Here is a 15543-nt window from a genome sequence, read left to right as displayed (position 1 = left end):
CTCTCAAACGTCAACATTTTGTTTGACATAAAAATGAATTAACCCTGAGAGAGATAACCATGATTAACGGACTAGTTACTGCCATCGCCCTTACTTTAACCGCTACTACAGCTATTAACGCACTGGACACTATTAACTTTACTTCTGATAACAGTCTTGTTGGCTCTCCAAACATTAAATTCAAACCTGTTGAGCTTGCAGGTTCGCCAAACATCAAGTTCAAGCCTGTTGAGCTTGCTGGCTCACCAAACATCAAGTTCAAGCCTGTCGAGCTTGCTGGCTCACCAAACATCAAGTTTAAGCCTGTAGAACTTGCTAGCTCACCAAACATCAAGTTCAAGCCTGTAGAACTTGCTGGTTCACCAAACATCAAGTTCAAGCCTGTTGAGCTTGCTGGTTCGCCAAACATCAAGTTCAAGCCTGTTGAGCTTGCTGGCTCACCAAACATCAAATTTGAGCCTGTTGAGCTTGCTGGTTCGCCAAACATCAAATTTAAGCCTGTAGAGCTTGCAGGTTCGCCAAACATCAAATTTAAGCCTGTAGAGCTTGCTGGTTCGCCAAATATCAAGTTCAAGCCTGTTGAGCTTGCTGGTTCGCCAAATATCAAGTTCAAGCCTGTTGAGCTTGCTGGTTCGCCAAACATCAAGTTCAAGCCTGTCGAGCTTGCTGGTTCGCCAAACATCAAGTTCAAACCTGTCGAGCTTGCTGGTTCGCCAAACATCAAGTTCAAGCCTGTAGAGCTTGCTGGTTCGCCAAACATCAAATTCATCAATACAGCTAACGCGTAAGGAGAAGTGACTATGTTAAATTCACTAAAGAAAGCCCTTGGTATCGCTCAAAAATCAGAACGTAAGCGTGTTCATCTACCTGAAGGTCTTAATCAATTAGAAGTCATTCCTGCCAAAGTCTGGTGGAAGTAGACCTCAGCACATAGTCATAAAAAAGGAGCCATCGGCTCCTTTTTTGTTTCATCAAATCATCCAAATAATTTTTAAGTCAAAGGATGATATTTACGTTTCCACGCCCTTGGGCTTTTTTCCAAGCAAAACGCTTATGAGTGCTTAGTAGTGGATAACCAAATGGTCCAAAAAGCAGCCCAACAAAAGCCCAGCGTTTGACGCCTAATCCTGCTCTAAATGCTAAATTCCCCATCACAATTGAGGATAAAAACAAGCCCGATACTACGAACAAAATCATTGAGTGTATACCTCATACTGCCACTACACCTACTAATTAACCGGGTTATCAGTCTTCGACTACAACCAGCTAACTAGCAGAAACCGCCTAACGCTCACTATTCATTGTACACTAAACAGACTAAAGGCGGTCAATAAATTACCAATTGTTACCGATAAGATAAAAAAATGCGGCATCAACATGCCGCATATCTAATATAGAGACTATGAATTAATGACGCTTATGGATAAAAGCGAGATTGCTCCTGCGCCATCGTTTTCAATCTCTCGCATGGCGCAAATCGGTCGCCATACTGAGATTGATAATGCGATAATTTATCAACTAAATTTTGTGCACCTAATTGGTCAATATATCTAAATGGACCACCTAAGAACGGTGGGAAACCGATACCAAAAATGGCACCAATATCGCCATCACGTGGGCTAGCAATGATCCCTTCTTCGAGGCAGCGAACTGCCTCATTGAGCATTTGCACCACGCACTGCTCAGCAACTTGCTCCGGCAACTTCCCAGCTCCAAGTGATAATCCCAGCACCCGATAAACACTCTCATCAACCTTCTTATCTTTAGGTTTACCAGTATAAAGATAAAATCCTTTCTTGTTTTTACGGCCTTTTCGATCATCTGCCAGCAATTTATCAAACGCCTGTGGTGCTTTAAAGCGCTCACCTAGCTCCGCCTCAAGAATAGGCGCAATTTTGGCACCAACATCAATACCGACTTCATCAAGCAAGGTCATGGGTCCTACTGGGAATCCAAATTTAACTAACGCCTTATCTAAATGCTCTACCCCATTACCTTCAAGTAATAAATTGGCTGCTTCATTCATGTATAACGCTAAGATTCGATTCACGTAGAAACCGGCACCGTCTTGCACAACAATCGGGGTCTTACCCTGCTTTCTTGCAAACTCAACGGTCGTTGCAATTGTCTCCGCAGAGGTTTTTTCGTGGGCAATCACTTCAACTAATGGCATCTTCTCAACCGGAGAGAAGTAATGCAAACCAATGACATTTTCTGGGCGAGTCGCCGCTTCAGCGATCTGACCGATCGGAAGAGATGAGGTATTTGAGGCAAAGATGGTTTGCTCACCACAATGCGCCTCAACATCTTTGACCATTTGATGTTTCAAAGCTAAGTCTTCAAACACCGCTTCCACCACAATGTCAGCATCTTTAACACCTTGGTATTGGGTGGTCGTTGTCATCAATGCCATTTGGTTGTCACGAACAGCTGGTGTGATATGACGGCGTTTAACACTCTTATTCAACAATTTATAGGCATAAGCAAGTGCGTTACTTAGTCCAGTCTCGTTGATATCTTTAACACGAACAGGCAGTTTCGCTTTGGTTGTGGTTACTGACGCAATGCCGCCACCCATTAATCCACCGCCTAGCACCATCACTTTATTTAAATCACGTGGCTCTACGTCACCAGCCCCGGTTTCTTTTTTCATTTCTGTGGTCGCAAAAAAGATGCTACGTAACGCTTCCGACTCGCTGGTCATCACCAACTGCGCAAAATGACTCGCTTCAACTTCAAGCCCTTTCAATAGTCCTTTAGCACTGCCTTGGCGTACACAGTCAATGATCTTCTCAGGAGCAGGATAATTCCCCTGAGTTTTCTTGTTGACCTGCTTTAATGCTTGATCAAATATAATATTGCGACCAGCACCGGTGCCTTCCAATATCTTGTTCAACGTTGAAAGCTTGGGCTTTTTCGGTGATTTTTTACCTTTCAATGCCATATCAATAGCGGTCTGCAATAAAATTGACTCAGGTACCACATCATCAACCAAGCCCATTTTAAGTGCTTGTTTAGGTCTCACTTGCTTGCCTGTTAGCATCAAGTCGAGCGCTTTCGTAATGCCAACTAACCGAGGTAAACGTTGGGTTCCACCGCCGCCAGGTAACAATCCCAGCTGCACTTCAGGCAGGCCCATCATGGTTTTTTTACTATCAGTACATACTCGCTGATGACAGGCTAAAGCAAGCTCTAAGCCACCGCCAAGACAAGGGCCATGAATTGCTGCAACAACGGGAATTTTTAGCCCTTCAAGTGCAAGAAAAACCTGATGTCCTTGCTGCGAAAGTGTTTTTGCATCCTGCTCTGTTTGACACGCATCCAGCATACTAATGTCTGCGCCGGCAACAAATGAATCAGGCTTGCCTGATGTAACAACCAAACCGGTTATCTGGTTATCAGCTTTAATTTCATCCAGCATGGCTGTGATCTGCTCACCAAATTCGGCGCGCAAAGTATTCATGGTTTCGCCAGGCACATCCATCGTTAACACGGCAATGCCATTATCGTTTCGCGTTAATTTAAAACTGTTATCCATTACCTTACTCCACTTCAACTATCATCGCTGCACCTAAGCCGCCCGCAGCGCATGCGGTAGCAAGCCCTGTCCCACCGCCTCTGCGTTGTAATTCTCTACACAATTGAGTAACGATACGTGTGCCTGTTGCAGCAAACGGATGGCCATAAGCAAGAGAGCCACCTAACACGTTAAATTTACTCATATCGATTTCGCCAATTGCGCGGTTACGACCCAGCTTCTCCTCGGCAAACTTTTTCGAGGCAAACATCTGCATATTGGCGAGCGTTTGAGCAGCAAAAGCTTCATGCATTTCTATCAAAGTAAGATCTTCTAGCTCCATACCAGCTCGCGCCAGTGCCATCGGCGTTGCATATGAAGGCCCCATTAACATGTCTTGCCAAACATCAATGGCGCTAAACGCGTAACTCTTAATGTAACCAATCGGCGTGTAGCCCATCGCTTTGGCACGACTTTCACTCATCAGCAATACCGCCGAAGCACCATCGGTTAGTGGCGTACTGTTTGCCGCAGTGACTGAACCATGCTTACGGTCAAATGCGGGGCGCAACTTAGCGTAGGATTCGATGGCTGAGTTTTCACGAATATTGTTGTCTCGATCTATAAAGGTTTTATAGGGAGGGACATGAGCGGTCATCACTTCATCGGTCAACTTACCTGCATTCCAAGTCTCTGTTGCCAAAGTGTGCGAGCGATGCGCGAGCGCATCTTGATCTGCGCGGCTAATGCCATAAGTTTTCGCCATTTGCTCTGCGGTTTGTCCCATCGATAAACCCGTAGAATACTCAGCAACAGCGGGCGGCACAGGTAATAAGTCTTTTAAGCCTAAGCGTCTAACAATCGCAAGCTTTTGAGAGAATGAGCGCGCCTTATTTAAGTCAACCAATGCGTGAGCCAGCTTTTTCGAAACACCTATGGGTAATACTGACGATGAATCGGCACCACCTGCAATACCAATATCAATGTTACCCGCCATTATAGATTCAGCGACGTTCACTGTAGATTGAAAACTGGTAGCACAAGCCCGCGTCACACTGTATGCATCTGTCGCCACATCCATGCCAGTGCCCAACACTATTTCCCGAGCAATATTTGGCGCAGCAGGCATCTGTACAACCTGACCGTAAACCAGCTGCTCTATCTCTTTAGGATCAATTTCAGAGCGAGAAAGCATCTCATTGACCACCATTTTCCCCATGTCCAAGGCTGATACGCCATGGAAGGCGGTGGCTTGTTTCGCAAATGGTGTTCGTAGACCGGTTACAATCGCAACGCGATCACCATTGGCGTTGGTCACCCTTTGTAGCTTACTCATTATTACCCCTCTTATTGACATCGCTTCATCAAAAAAATCAACGCGACTATTATTGTATCCCTAACAAAAACCTGTCTTATCTCACCTGCTTAACAAACAGGTCTGACCATCAAAGTGTGATCTGATTCTAACTTCTTATGTTAAAGTTTTAAACACCTGTTTGGTTTTTAATCGTTAAATATTGAAAAACTGCTTTATTAACAATGTTTAATTGAATATATTTTGAAAAACAGTGTCGAATTACGTCATAGTCGATCTGAATATGAGCCGAATCCTGAACGCTAATTGATGAGCGAGGATAGAGGGTTTGGTTTAAATTCACTCAACTAACAAACTTATTTCGGAATTTATCTGATAATTTGATGTCCTACAGCTCATACAGAAAAATACGAGTAACCCCATGCCTTTAAGTCGATTTCACGCATTAAGAGAATACCTAGACCAAGTTATTCTTGGTCAGCCCGTGCTGACGGAAAACCTACTCATCGCATTGATAGCCGATGGACATCTATTAGTAGAAGGCCCGCCAGGATTAGCTAAAACTCGCGCGGTTAAAGCCTTATGTGATGGTGTTGAGGGTGACTTTCATCGAATTCAATTCACCCCTGACTTACTCCCAGCTGATCTAACCGGCACGGATATTTATCGCGCGCAAACTGCCAGCTTTGAATTTGAGGCCGGGCCGATATTCCACAACTTGATCTTGGCCGATGAAATTAACCGTGCACCCGCAAAGGTGCAATCAGCACTGTTAGAAGCGATGGCTGAAGGTCAAGTCACGGTAGGCAAAAATAGCTATAAACTTCCAGATCTGTTTCTGGTTATGGCGACCCAAAACCCACTTGAAAACGAAGGGACCTATCCTTTACCAGAGGCACAGCTAGATCGTTTTCTCATGCACTTAAACTTAGATTATCCAAGTGCAGATACAGAGTTTGCCATCATGCGCATGTCTCGCAATGAAGCGCTCAATCATGCCTTACCTGAAGTCACTCCCATATTGCAGCAAGAAGTTTTCGCTGCGCGCGAGCAGGCACTCGAAATCTACCTCGCTGAGCCGTTGGAAAAGTACATTGTTGATTTGGTCATGGCCACGCGAACCCCGGAAAAGTACAGTGATGAACTGGCGAAATGGTTAGAATATGGTGTTAGCCCTCGTGCAACCTTAGCACTTGAACGTTGCGCCAGAGCAAGAGCTTGGTTAAAAGAGCGAGACTTTGTTTCACCTGAAGATATTCAAGCTGTTGCCCCTAACGTATTACGTCATCGACTATTACTTAGTTACCAAGCACAAGCTGAGGGCGTCAATAGCGATCAGGTTATCAATCATATACTCAGTTTGGTTGCGGTTCCCTAGTTTATGGTTAGTCAGGACTTACCTCTTTTTGCTGATGGCATTCATTTATCGCAGCAAGAACTACTCGCTTGCCAAAACTTAGCCAAAGCGATACCTGAGCATCGCAGTAAGGCGAAAGCTGCGCTGGCTGGACACCGTGCCAGCCATATAAAAGGCCGCGGTATGGAGTTTGCCGAAGTACGCCACTATCAACCCGGTGACGATGTTCGCACCATTGATTGGCGAGTGACAGCTCGAACGGGAAAAACCCACACCAAACTCTTTGTTGAAGAACGAGAACGCCCGGTCATCATCCTGCTTGATTTGAGCCACAGCTTATATTTCGGCTCCAGCTTACTGTTGCAGTCTGTGCAAGCTGCCCATTTAGCAGCGACTTTGGGCTGGAGTGCCATCGCCCATGGTGACCGTTTGGGAGCCATCATCGCCAGTGAGCATCAACATATTGAACTCAAACCGCGAAGCCGTCAGAACGGTATATTGCAGTTGGTTGCATCCATCGAAAAGGTTCATCAACAACAACTGCAACACATTCACTCTTTGCCCAATGAACCTCAGCACATGTACCGCGCTTGTCAACGCTTGCAGCGTCTAGCAAAACCGGGATCATTGATTTGGATTATATCCGATGGCAAACATATTGATGAACAGTGTGTCGGGCCTTTACTCGATCTTAAGCGTCATTGCGACATTGGCGCCTATTTGGTCACCGACCCCCTCAGACAAGGTGAGTTGCCATTACCAAAACGTTTTGCCCTCCCCGTAAAAGAGGGTAACCAAGAGCTCACCCTTAACCGCCAAAGTTACGAAACCTGGCTAAATACGCAACAGCAACAACAAGCAGGCTTTGTCAGAATGATGAACAAATTAAGTGTACAAACACGGTTTATCGACGCAGGACAAAACCTCAATCAACAACTTGGAGCATTGAGATAGATGGTTGCCGCGACGAACCCCGCTCTCGCCAACTTACGCGATATTCAATTACCGCAAGCCATACATCAATGGCCAATTGCCCCCGGATATTGGTTATTGCTGGCAGCGGTGGTCATCTTGCTACTTTGGTGCTTGCGACTTTGGAAAAAAAGACAGCACAAACTTGCTGCTAAACGAATGGCAATCAAAGAGTTAAGTCAGATGAATACCGATATGCCACATTTACCCATCGAAGTGAATAGCCTAATTAAACGTGCAGTAATGAGTTATTTAGGACGAGATTCAGTGGCAAAGTTAGAGGGTCAACGCTGGCTCGACTGGCTGTTGGCGCAACAAGCAAGTCCTCAACTGATAAGCTTAATCGAAAAGCGCTACCAAAACACTGCTTATAGTCCCGAAGACAAACAGCGACTGCTCGATGAAACAAAACAATGGTTAAGTCAAACACTGCCACTGACAAAAGGGAGCGCTAATGTTTAGTATCGCTTGGCCTTGGTTGTTAGTGTTGTTGCCATTGCCGCTTATTTTTCGTCGCGCTCAACAGCAACAGAAAGTCACAGGCCATCTGCAATTACCTGGCGTAGGACAAACCAGTCTAAATCAGGTGCAGCAACGTAAAACCAGCCCCTCTTGGCTATTATGGCTTGTTTGGGTTTGCCTTATCAGTGCAGTTTGTCGGCCATTATGGGTCGGTGAGCCTATTGAACTTCCAAGCAAGGGGAGAGATTTGATGATGGCCGTCGATCTCTCTGGCAGTATGCAAATTGAAGATATGGTCATTGATGGTAAACCCGTTGACCGATTAGTGCTAATTAAACACGTACTGAGCGAGTTTATTGAGCGGCGCCAAGGTGACAGATTGGGACTGATACTGTTTGCCGATCATGCCTATTTACAAGCGCCGCTGACCCAAGATAGACGCTCAGTTGCGCAATTTTTACGCGAAGCAGAAATTGGATTAGTCGGCAAACAAACCGCCATTGGTGAAGCCATTGCTTTGGGCGTAAAACGTTTTGAGCAGGTCGATGAAAGTAATCGGATCTTAATCTTATTAACCGACGGCTCAAATAACTCAGGCAGTGTCACTCCCAAACAAGCTGCAGAGATTGCAGCTAAACGAGGCGTCACCATCTACTCTGTCGGTGTCGGTGCTGATGTGTTAGAAAGGCGCACCATATTTGGTACTGAGCGTGTAAACCCATCGATGGATCTTGATGAAGCTGAATTGACTCAACTTGCTGAAATGACCGGTGGCCGCTACTTTAGAGCACGTAACAGTGAAGAGCTTGAGCAAATTTACCAAGCGATTGATCAACTTGAGCCCATCAGTCGTGAGCAATTTAGCTATCGACCTCAGGCCGATCTGTTTTATTACCCTCTGGCTATCGCATTACTACTGACTGTTCTCAAAGTGCTGCTAACTCTACCAATTTTTCAGCAACTGACCTCACGTAAACAGGGGGCGGCTTAATGCAATTTTTACGTCCTGAATGGCTTTTGGCTTTACTACCTTTAGCCGTCATCTTGCTGGCATTATGGCGCTCTGGCAGTGCTAGTTCCAACTGGAACCGCTATATTGCACCACACTTAGCCAAACTATTAGTCAGTGAAGGTGAACAGAAGCAACAACGAAACATTGCTTATCTTGCCACTGCGTGGCTAATCACTGTTATAGCGCTAGCAGGCCCAGCTATTAGTAAGCAAGCCTTACCGGTATTTCAAGCAGATCAAGCTCGTATCCTTGTGATGGATATGTCCTTGTCCATGTACGCCACCGATCAAGCGCCCAACCGCTTAACACAAGCTAAATTTAAAGCGACTGATTTAATCAGTGGTTTTAAAGAAGGTGAAACCGCACTGGTTGCCTACGCCGGTGATGCATTTACTATCAGCCCATTAACGCGAGATAAATCTACCCTACTTAACTTATTGCCCACATTGAGCCCTGAAATCATGCCTGTGCGAGGCTCAAATTTACCGGCGGCATTATCTCAGGCAAAATCCCTTCTCGCTCAAGGTGGTCACCTGCGTGGCGATATCATTGTGATTACCGATGGCGTGAAAATCGATCAGGTAAATCGCGCTAAATCCATATTGGCTGACACCCATTACCAACTGCAGGTACTAGCGTTAGGTAGTCAACAAGGAGCGCCAGTGAAGCTACCTAATGGCCAGTTACTTAGAGACAGAAGCGATAACGTGGTGGTGGCTAAAACTGATTACGCTAAGTTAGCTGAAATCGCAACCAGTACCGGCGGCTCGCTATACCAATACCGTTCAGACAACAGTGATCTGAATGCATTAATCACACATATAGATCAACACCATGCAAGTAAAAAAACCGACCTTGATGGTGAAGTACTGCAAGATTTAGGGCCTTATTTGGCATTGTTACTGGTACTGCCATTGTTAATGAGCTTTAAGCACGGGCTTAATGCCTACCTGCTACCGATATTAACCGTATCTATGCTTTTCAGCGTCGCTCAACCTGTACAAGCCAGTGCTTGGAATAGCTTGTGGCAAACCCAAAACCAGCAAGCAATGGCGCTCTTTGAAAATGGCGAATACCAGCAAGCAGCAGAACTATTCAGTGATCCCAGCTGGCAAGCAAGTGCGCAATATAATGCAGGCAACTATGAGCAAGCCTTGTCTTTGTTTGAGCAAGATGACAGTGCACAAGGCTTATACAATCAAGCCAATAGCCTGACGCGGCTAAGTCAGTATAACGAAGCGATTAAACGTTACGAAACGGCTATTGAATTAAAACCAGATTTTGACGATGCCATACATAATCTCGAGCTAGTAAAAAAGCTTGCCGAGCAACAAGATCAGCAAAACGAGTCAAACCAAGACAATCAGCAGGACCAAAATAATCAACAAGGTCAAGACGAGCAAAATAACCAACAAAACCAAAATGGTGATCAAAACCAAGATGGCCAGCAACAAGATGGTGAGCAAAACCAAGACAGCCAACAACAGCAAGATGGTCAACCGCAAGATGGCGAGCAAAACCAAGATAGCCAACAGCAACAAGATGATGAGCAGCAAAATGGCCAGCAAAACCAAGATAGCCAGCAACAAAATGATCAGCAAAATCAAGATGGCCAAAGTCAAGATGCTCAGTCACAACAAGACAGTGAACAGCCAAATAACGAAGCAGAAATGCAAGCTAACAGTCAGCCCGCTGACGAGCAACCAGAGCAAGGACAAGCAGCGCAACCTCAGTCAAGCGCTGGACAAAGTGAATCGGTAGCCAATAAAGAAGATGACAATGCCACGCCGCAAATCATGGCAACTCAAGCTAGCGATGAACCTCTACCGCCAGAAATGGAACGTGTATTGCGCTCATTAGCTGATGATCCACAGGTCTTATTGAGAAATAAGATGCAATTGGAATATCAAAAGCGTCGTCAACAAGGTCAAACTTCTAAGGACAATGAACAGTGGTAAACAAATTAAGATTAATATTGGTAGGACTGACGCTGTTTGTCACCTCCCCTGCATGGGCGCTAACTAGTATAGAAGCCTCTGTAGATAGAAATCCAGCCATTGAAGGCGAGTACCTTGTACTGACGGTTAAAGCTGATGATGACGTAAAAACGGCCAAACTGGATACGTCAGCACTATTGCGCGATTTCATTGTCGGTCGCACCAGTGTTAGTCGCAACACTCAAATCGTCAACTTCGATTCTCGTAAAGAAACTCGTTGGCAAATTCTCATCGCCCCGAAAACCACAGGCCAAGTAAAAATTCCGTCTTTGACGATTGATGGTGTTGCATCATCGCCAATTGTTTTACAAGTTGCTCCACAAGGCAGCCAACCTCAACAAATGAAAAACCTATTCATACGTACCAGCTTATCAACTGAGCAAGCGTATGTTGGTCAGCTAATCACCTACAAAGTTAAACTGTTTTTAGCGGTAGAGCTGCAGCGTGGAGTGCTAAGTGCCCCCAACATTGACGGCGCATCAATCAAGCAACTCGGTGAAGATGTCGACACCACCGAACTTGTCGATGGACGCCGCTTTCGAGTTATTGAACGTACCTATGCGATTATCGCGGACAAACCCGGTGATATTGAAATCAGCGGCGCCGATTTTCAAGGTGATGTGTTAATGCAATCGCAACGTCGAGGTGGCATGTTCTCATTTAATGAAAGTCGCCCTATGCAAGCTAAATCAAGCCCTGCAACTCTCAAGGTACTGCCAATACCTGAGCAATACCATGGCCACTGGCTTGTCAGCGATCTGGTTGCATTAAATGAAGATTGGCAACAACAGGACAATTATGAAGTGGGTACACCTATTACCCGTAACTTCAATTTAATCGCCTCCAATGCCGATGAAACTAGTCTACCTGAGTTAGCTTTCAATTTACCCCAAGGGCTAAAAAGTTACCCAGAAAAAGCACAGCGACAAACGATTGTCAGAGACAAACAAGTTGTGTCTCAGCTAAGCCAATCAATTGCTATAGTGCCAACTCAGCCGGGTCAATATACTCTGCCAGCCATCGAAGTCCCTTGGTGGAATGCACAAACGCGCCGTCAAGAAATGGCAGTGATTCCATCACGGACAATAAATGTCATCGCCAATACCAACAGTACCGAACCTGAGCAATATCAAGTCCCACAAAGCCAGCCACAACAAACATCATCTGTATGGATATGGACTACAGCTGGGTTTGCATCACTGTGGTTAATCACCTTGCTAGCTTGGTGGCGTCAATATAACAAACCCAAGGCACCTGTTGAGCAGATAGAAAGCCCTACCATCAACAGCAATAACAGCTCAAGCAGCCTTCAACAGGCGTGCGATAATGGCGATATTGGTCAAGTACTCAATGCGTTGCAACAAACGGTATCGAAACAACTTGGCTATCAGGTCAACCTTGCTGACATAGCTAAGCTTTCACCAGCGCTAGCCCAAGCCATTTCACAGTTACAATCTGCAGGCTATAGTGCTAAGCCAATCAAACCTGATTACCATGCTTTACTGCAGGCGATTGCCAGTATCAGTGAGCACACTAACACTGGTTCCACTGCATCTTTAGCGCCACTCAACCCCCGTTAACGCTGTAACCCACAACGTATGGCAAGTGATAACTGATGTTATTGCTTGCCATTACAGCGCTAACCGTTAAGCTAATAGTTTGATGAGCAAAACAATATGTTGCTCAAAGAGTTAGCACGTACCACCAAAATCTACTTAAGCTAGCTTAGCAAATATGATGATAAACAAGATGTTATGAATTCTTTGTCATTGCGTTTATTATACGTTTATCGCTGTATACGCTCACTCGCGGGGTCACAATAATAAAAATGTTTAACTTTGGGCGAAATAAAAAGTCTGAATCCTCGGTCAATTCAGACATGCTAAGTAAACAACGACGATACGATAGCCTTGTCAGGGCACTTCATGGAGATATTTATCGCTACGCATACTGGTTATGCGGTGATAAACATATCGCGGAAGATATCACTCAAGAAACCTTTTTAAGGGCGTGGCGCTCTTTGGAGTCTTTAAAAGATAACAAAGCTGCCAAAGCTTGGTTAATTACCATATTGCGTCGTGAGAATGCGAGGCGATTTGAACGCAAGCAATTTGATTACTCAGACATTGAACAAGAGACATTGGAAGACAGCTTCTCTGTCTCAACTGAAGATAACGCAGAGCAGCATTTAATTCGTCGCCAAATAGCGAAACTCGAAGTCGAGTACAGAGAGCCGCTGATTCTGCAAGTCGTTGGTGGGTTTAGCGGCGAAGAAATCGCAGATATTCTGTCGTTAAACCGTAACACCGTGATGACACGTTTATTTAGAGCACGTAACCAGTTAAAAGATTTACTCGATGAACCCCAAGTAAGAGGTCAATCCAATGGATGAGCTGAAATTTCGCCGCCAGGCCTATGAGAACCCAAATAGTGATGACGCAGAATTTATTGCTGCCATGCAAGGGTCAGAAGATCGTAAGGCGTTCGTCAATGATTTGAAACAGTTAGACGACCAGCTTGAGCAAGCGTTTAAGGTGCCAGTCCCAGAAGGACTGGAAGCGAAGTTATTGTTGAACCAGCAACTGCATCAACATCAACAGCAGCGACGTAAAACCGGCTTCACGTTGGCGTTAGTTGCCTCTGTTGCCTTTATTGCTGGCATTAGCTTTACGCTGCTAAGAATTGCCCCTGTTGATCTAAATCAGCATGCCCTCGCCCATGTTTATCATGAAGATGCAGCGATGACGAGCAATGAACGAATTGGTTTTGAGCAGCTAAATATTCAGCTCGCCTCAATGAGCCAAAACGGTCAGCGTCACTTTACTCAACAACCAGGTAGAGTGCTTTATAGTACCTATTGCGACTTTCAAGGCGTGAAAAGCTTGCATCTTGTGATGCAGGGCGAGCAAGGTAAAGTGACAGTGTTCATCGTGCCAGCTGAAAAACGCATGCGTATGCAGGAGCAGTTTGCCGATCAACGCTATCAAGGCCTAGGCTTTGAAACTGACAATACCTACATGTTGTTAGTGGGCGAAAACCAACAGGATTTAACCAACATAAAAACTGAAATCAAGCAAAGCTTCATTTAAAAGCTCAACAGTGCCGTAACAATACCTCAAGGTTACGGCACAGATCTCGATCACAAATTGATTCAATATTGAGGTATTTATCAAACATGCTAGCATGTGAGCCACAATTTAAAGAATAACAAAATATGGCGCTTGCATGACAATTGAACTTCCTATTCTCATCACCTTCATCGGTTACCTTGTATTAATGATGGCTATTGGCCTGTGGGCATACAAAGCCACAGACTCAGTCGATGATTACATTCTAGGTGGCCGTGGCATGGGCCCAGGGGTTACCGCCCTTAGTGTGGGCGCATCAGATATGTCAGGCTGGTTATTACTTGGCTTACCCGGTGCGGTCTATTTGGGCGGTTTAGGAGAAGCATGGATTGGTATTGGTTTGGTTTTAGGTGCCTATTTAAATTGGCTATTTGTTGCCAAGCGCTTAAGGGTTTATACCGAGTTCACCGACAATGCCCTCACACTGCCAGATTTCTTTGAAAAACGATTTAGCGACACTAAAGGTATACTAAAGTTAGTATCCGCCATCACTATCTTGGTGTTCTTTACCTTCTATGCCTCATCAGGCATGGTCGGCGGCGCAATATTATTTGAAAAGGTATTCGGCCTAGACTACACCTTAGCGCTAATTATCGGATCCACCATCATCGTGGCTTACACCTTTGTTGGCGGTTTTTTTGCTGTCAGTTGGACCGACTTCTTCCAAGGCTGTTTAATGCTCATTGCCTTGTTAATCGTCCCAGTTGCCATCTTTAGTCAACCAGAAACCCAACATGGGCTTGATAACATCGATCCTGCAATGCTACAGATGTTCAGTAGCAACACCACAGCCATTGGCCTAATTTCTTTGCTGGCCTGGGGCTTAGGTTATTTTGGTCAACCTCATATCTTATCTCGCTTTATGGCGATTAAAGCGGCAAAAGATATTGCTGTCTCACGTCGTATCGCAATGAGCTGGATGGTAGTAGCCCTAATTGGCGCATTAGCAACCGGAATTGCTGGTAGCCTTTATTTTGCCTCTGAGCCTCTTAGTAACCCAGAAACCGTATTTATTCATCTCGCCCACGCCGCGTTTAACCCCTGGATTGGGGGCATACTTATCGCCGCAATATTATCGGCGATTATGAGTACCATTGATTCACAACTACTGGTTTGTTCGAGTGTGATCACCGAAGATTTTTATAAAAAATGGCTTCGACCACAAGCTTCAAGCCAAGAGCTCATGCTTATAGGACGTATTGGTGTGGTGGCAATCGCAGTTATTGCGGGAATCATCGCCCTAAACCCTGAAAGCAGCGTACTTGGTTTGGTCAGCTATGCGTGGGCAGGATTTGGTGCGGCATTTGGACCTGTTGTCCTACTATCACTATTTTGGCAAGACTACAGCCGCAATGGTGCAGTAACCACTATTATCGTCGGCGCATTAACCGTTGTGATATGGAAGCAACTAAGCGGCGGAATTTTTGAACTCTATGAGATTGTGCCAGGCTTTATATTTGCAACATTAGCCGGTGTCATTGTCAGCCGACTATCAGCGCCATCTGATGAGACAAAACAACAGTTTAGAGTATTTACTTCAAAACTATAATCAGCTCTATTCAGACATCCAGAAGGATGAAAAGACCAAATAGCGTACACATGTACGCTATTTTTTTAATTTATTTTCCCCAGTCAAATTTACAAACCCTTAACCTTTACTCAAATAACGTAAAAGCCTTAATTAGCCGACACATAAGCCTTATAGGTTAGGATTAAAATTGCCTGTGAATTACCGCCTATTTTTCTCCTCAACAATTAACAAATATGCAACCCTTAAGCCCTT

The 15543-nt window shown here is 45.0% G+C and carries 12 protein-coding genes; 10 read left to right on the top strand and 2 right to left on the bottom strand.

Going from position 1 to position 15543, the window contains the following annotated elements; all coding sequences use genetic code 11:
* Nucleotides 1-59 precede the first annotated feature (59 nt).
* Nucleotides 60-788, top strand: coding sequence for a hypothetical protein (locus ACHUFW_RS14620; RefSeq protein ID WP_394204074.1), 729 nt, complete (start codon nucleotides 60-62; stop codon nucleotides 786-788).
* Between the two features lie 629 nt (nucleotides 789-1417).
* Here ACHUFW_RS14620 and fadJ read toward each other — a convergent pair.
* Nucleotides 1418-3538, bottom strand: a complete 2121-nt coding sequence (gene fadJ / locus ACHUFW_RS14615; protein WP_394204073.1) for a fatty acid oxidation complex subunit alpha FadJ — start codon at nucleotides 3536-3538, stop codon at nucleotides 1418-1420.
* A 4-nt stretch (nucleotides 3539-3542) separates the two neighbouring features.
* The gene (fadI, locus tag ACHUFW_RS14610) at nucleotides 3543-4853 is read right to left on the bottom strand and encodes an acetyl-CoA C-acyltransferase FadI (RefSeq protein WP_394204072.1); all 1311 of its coding nucleotides are present in this window, start codon (nucleotides 4851-4853) and stop codon (nucleotides 3543-3545) included.
* Between the two features lie 400 nt (nucleotides 4854-5253).
* On the opposite strand from fadI, the gene ACHUFW_RS14605 reads away from it, so the two are divergent.
* The 9 genes from ACHUFW_RS14605 to putP all read left to right on the top strand — a co-directional run bounded on the left by ACHUFW_RS14605 (nucleotide 5254) and on the right by putP (nucleotide 15309).
* Entirely contained in the window at nucleotides 5254-6210 is a 957-nt protein-coding gene (locus ACHUFW_RS14605) for an AAA family ATPase (RefSeq protein WP_394204071.1), read from the top strand.
* A 3-nt stretch (nucleotides 6211-6213) separates the two neighbouring features.
* The gene (locus ACHUFW_RS14600; protein ID WP_394204070.1) at nucleotides 6214-7143 is read left to right on the top strand and encodes a DUF58 domain-containing protein; all 930 of its coding nucleotides are present in this window, start codon (nucleotides 6214-6216) and stop codon (nucleotides 7141-7143) included.
* Nucleotides 7144-7623, top strand: a complete 480-nt coding sequence (locus tag ACHUFW_RS14595) for a DUF4381 domain-containing protein (protein WP_394204069.1) — start codon at nucleotides 7144-7146, stop codon at nucleotides 7621-7623. It abuts the gene before it with no gap.
* Complete coding sequence (locus tag ACHUFW_RS14590; RefSeq protein WP_394204068.1) at nucleotides 7616-8614, top strand: vWA domain-containing protein; 999 nt, start codon at nucleotides 7616-7618, stop codon at nucleotides 8612-8614. The genes ACHUFW_RS14595 and ACHUFW_RS14590 overlap by 8 nt, the downstream gene beginning before the upstream one ends.
* Nucleotides 8614-10593: a vWA domain-containing protein gene (locus ACHUFW_RS14585; protein WP_394204067.1), complete on the top strand. Its 1980-nt coding sequence runs from the start codon at nucleotides 8614-8616 to the stop codon at nucleotides 10591-10593. Before ACHUFW_RS14590 ends, ACHUFW_RS14585 begins: the two co-directional genes overlap by 1 nt.
* Nucleotides 10587-12212 (top strand): BatD family protein, encoded by a 1626-nt coding sequence (locus tag ACHUFW_RS14580; protein ID WP_394204066.1) that lies wholly within the window; start codon nucleotides 10587-10589, stop codon nucleotides 12210-12212. The genes ACHUFW_RS14585 and ACHUFW_RS14580 overlap by 7 nt, the downstream gene beginning before the upstream one ends.
* 248 nt (nucleotides 12213-12460) lie before the next feature.
* Nucleotides 12461-13024 (top strand): sigma-70 family RNA polymerase sigma factor, encoded by a 564-nt coding sequence (locus tag ACHUFW_RS14575; protein ID WP_394204065.1) that lies wholly within the window; start codon nucleotides 12461-12463, stop codon nucleotides 13022-13024.
* Nucleotides 13017-13721, top strand: coding sequence for a DUF3379 family protein (locus ACHUFW_RS14570; RefSeq protein WP_394204064.1), 705 nt, complete (start codon nucleotides 13017-13019; stop codon nucleotides 13719-13721). Before ACHUFW_RS14575 ends, ACHUFW_RS14570 begins: the two co-directional genes overlap by 8 nt.
* 136 nt (nucleotides 13722-13857) lie before the next feature.
* On the top strand, nucleotides 13858-15309 hold the full coding sequence (gene putP, locus ACHUFW_RS14565) for a sodium/proline symporter PutP (protein WP_394204063.1): 1452 nt from the start codon (nucleotides 13858-13860) through the stop codon (nucleotides 15307-15309).
* The last annotated feature ends 234 nt before the right edge of the window (nucleotides 15310-15543 follow it).

It is taken from the genome of Shewanella waksmanii (genome assembly GCF_043643685.1).
Classification (GTDB): Bacteria; Pseudomonadota; Gammaproteobacteria; order Enterobacterales; family Shewanellaceae; genus Shewanella; species Shewanella waksmanii_A.
Note: the sequence above shows the minus strand (reverse complement) of the source record. Positions and strands in the feature narration are given on the sequence as shown.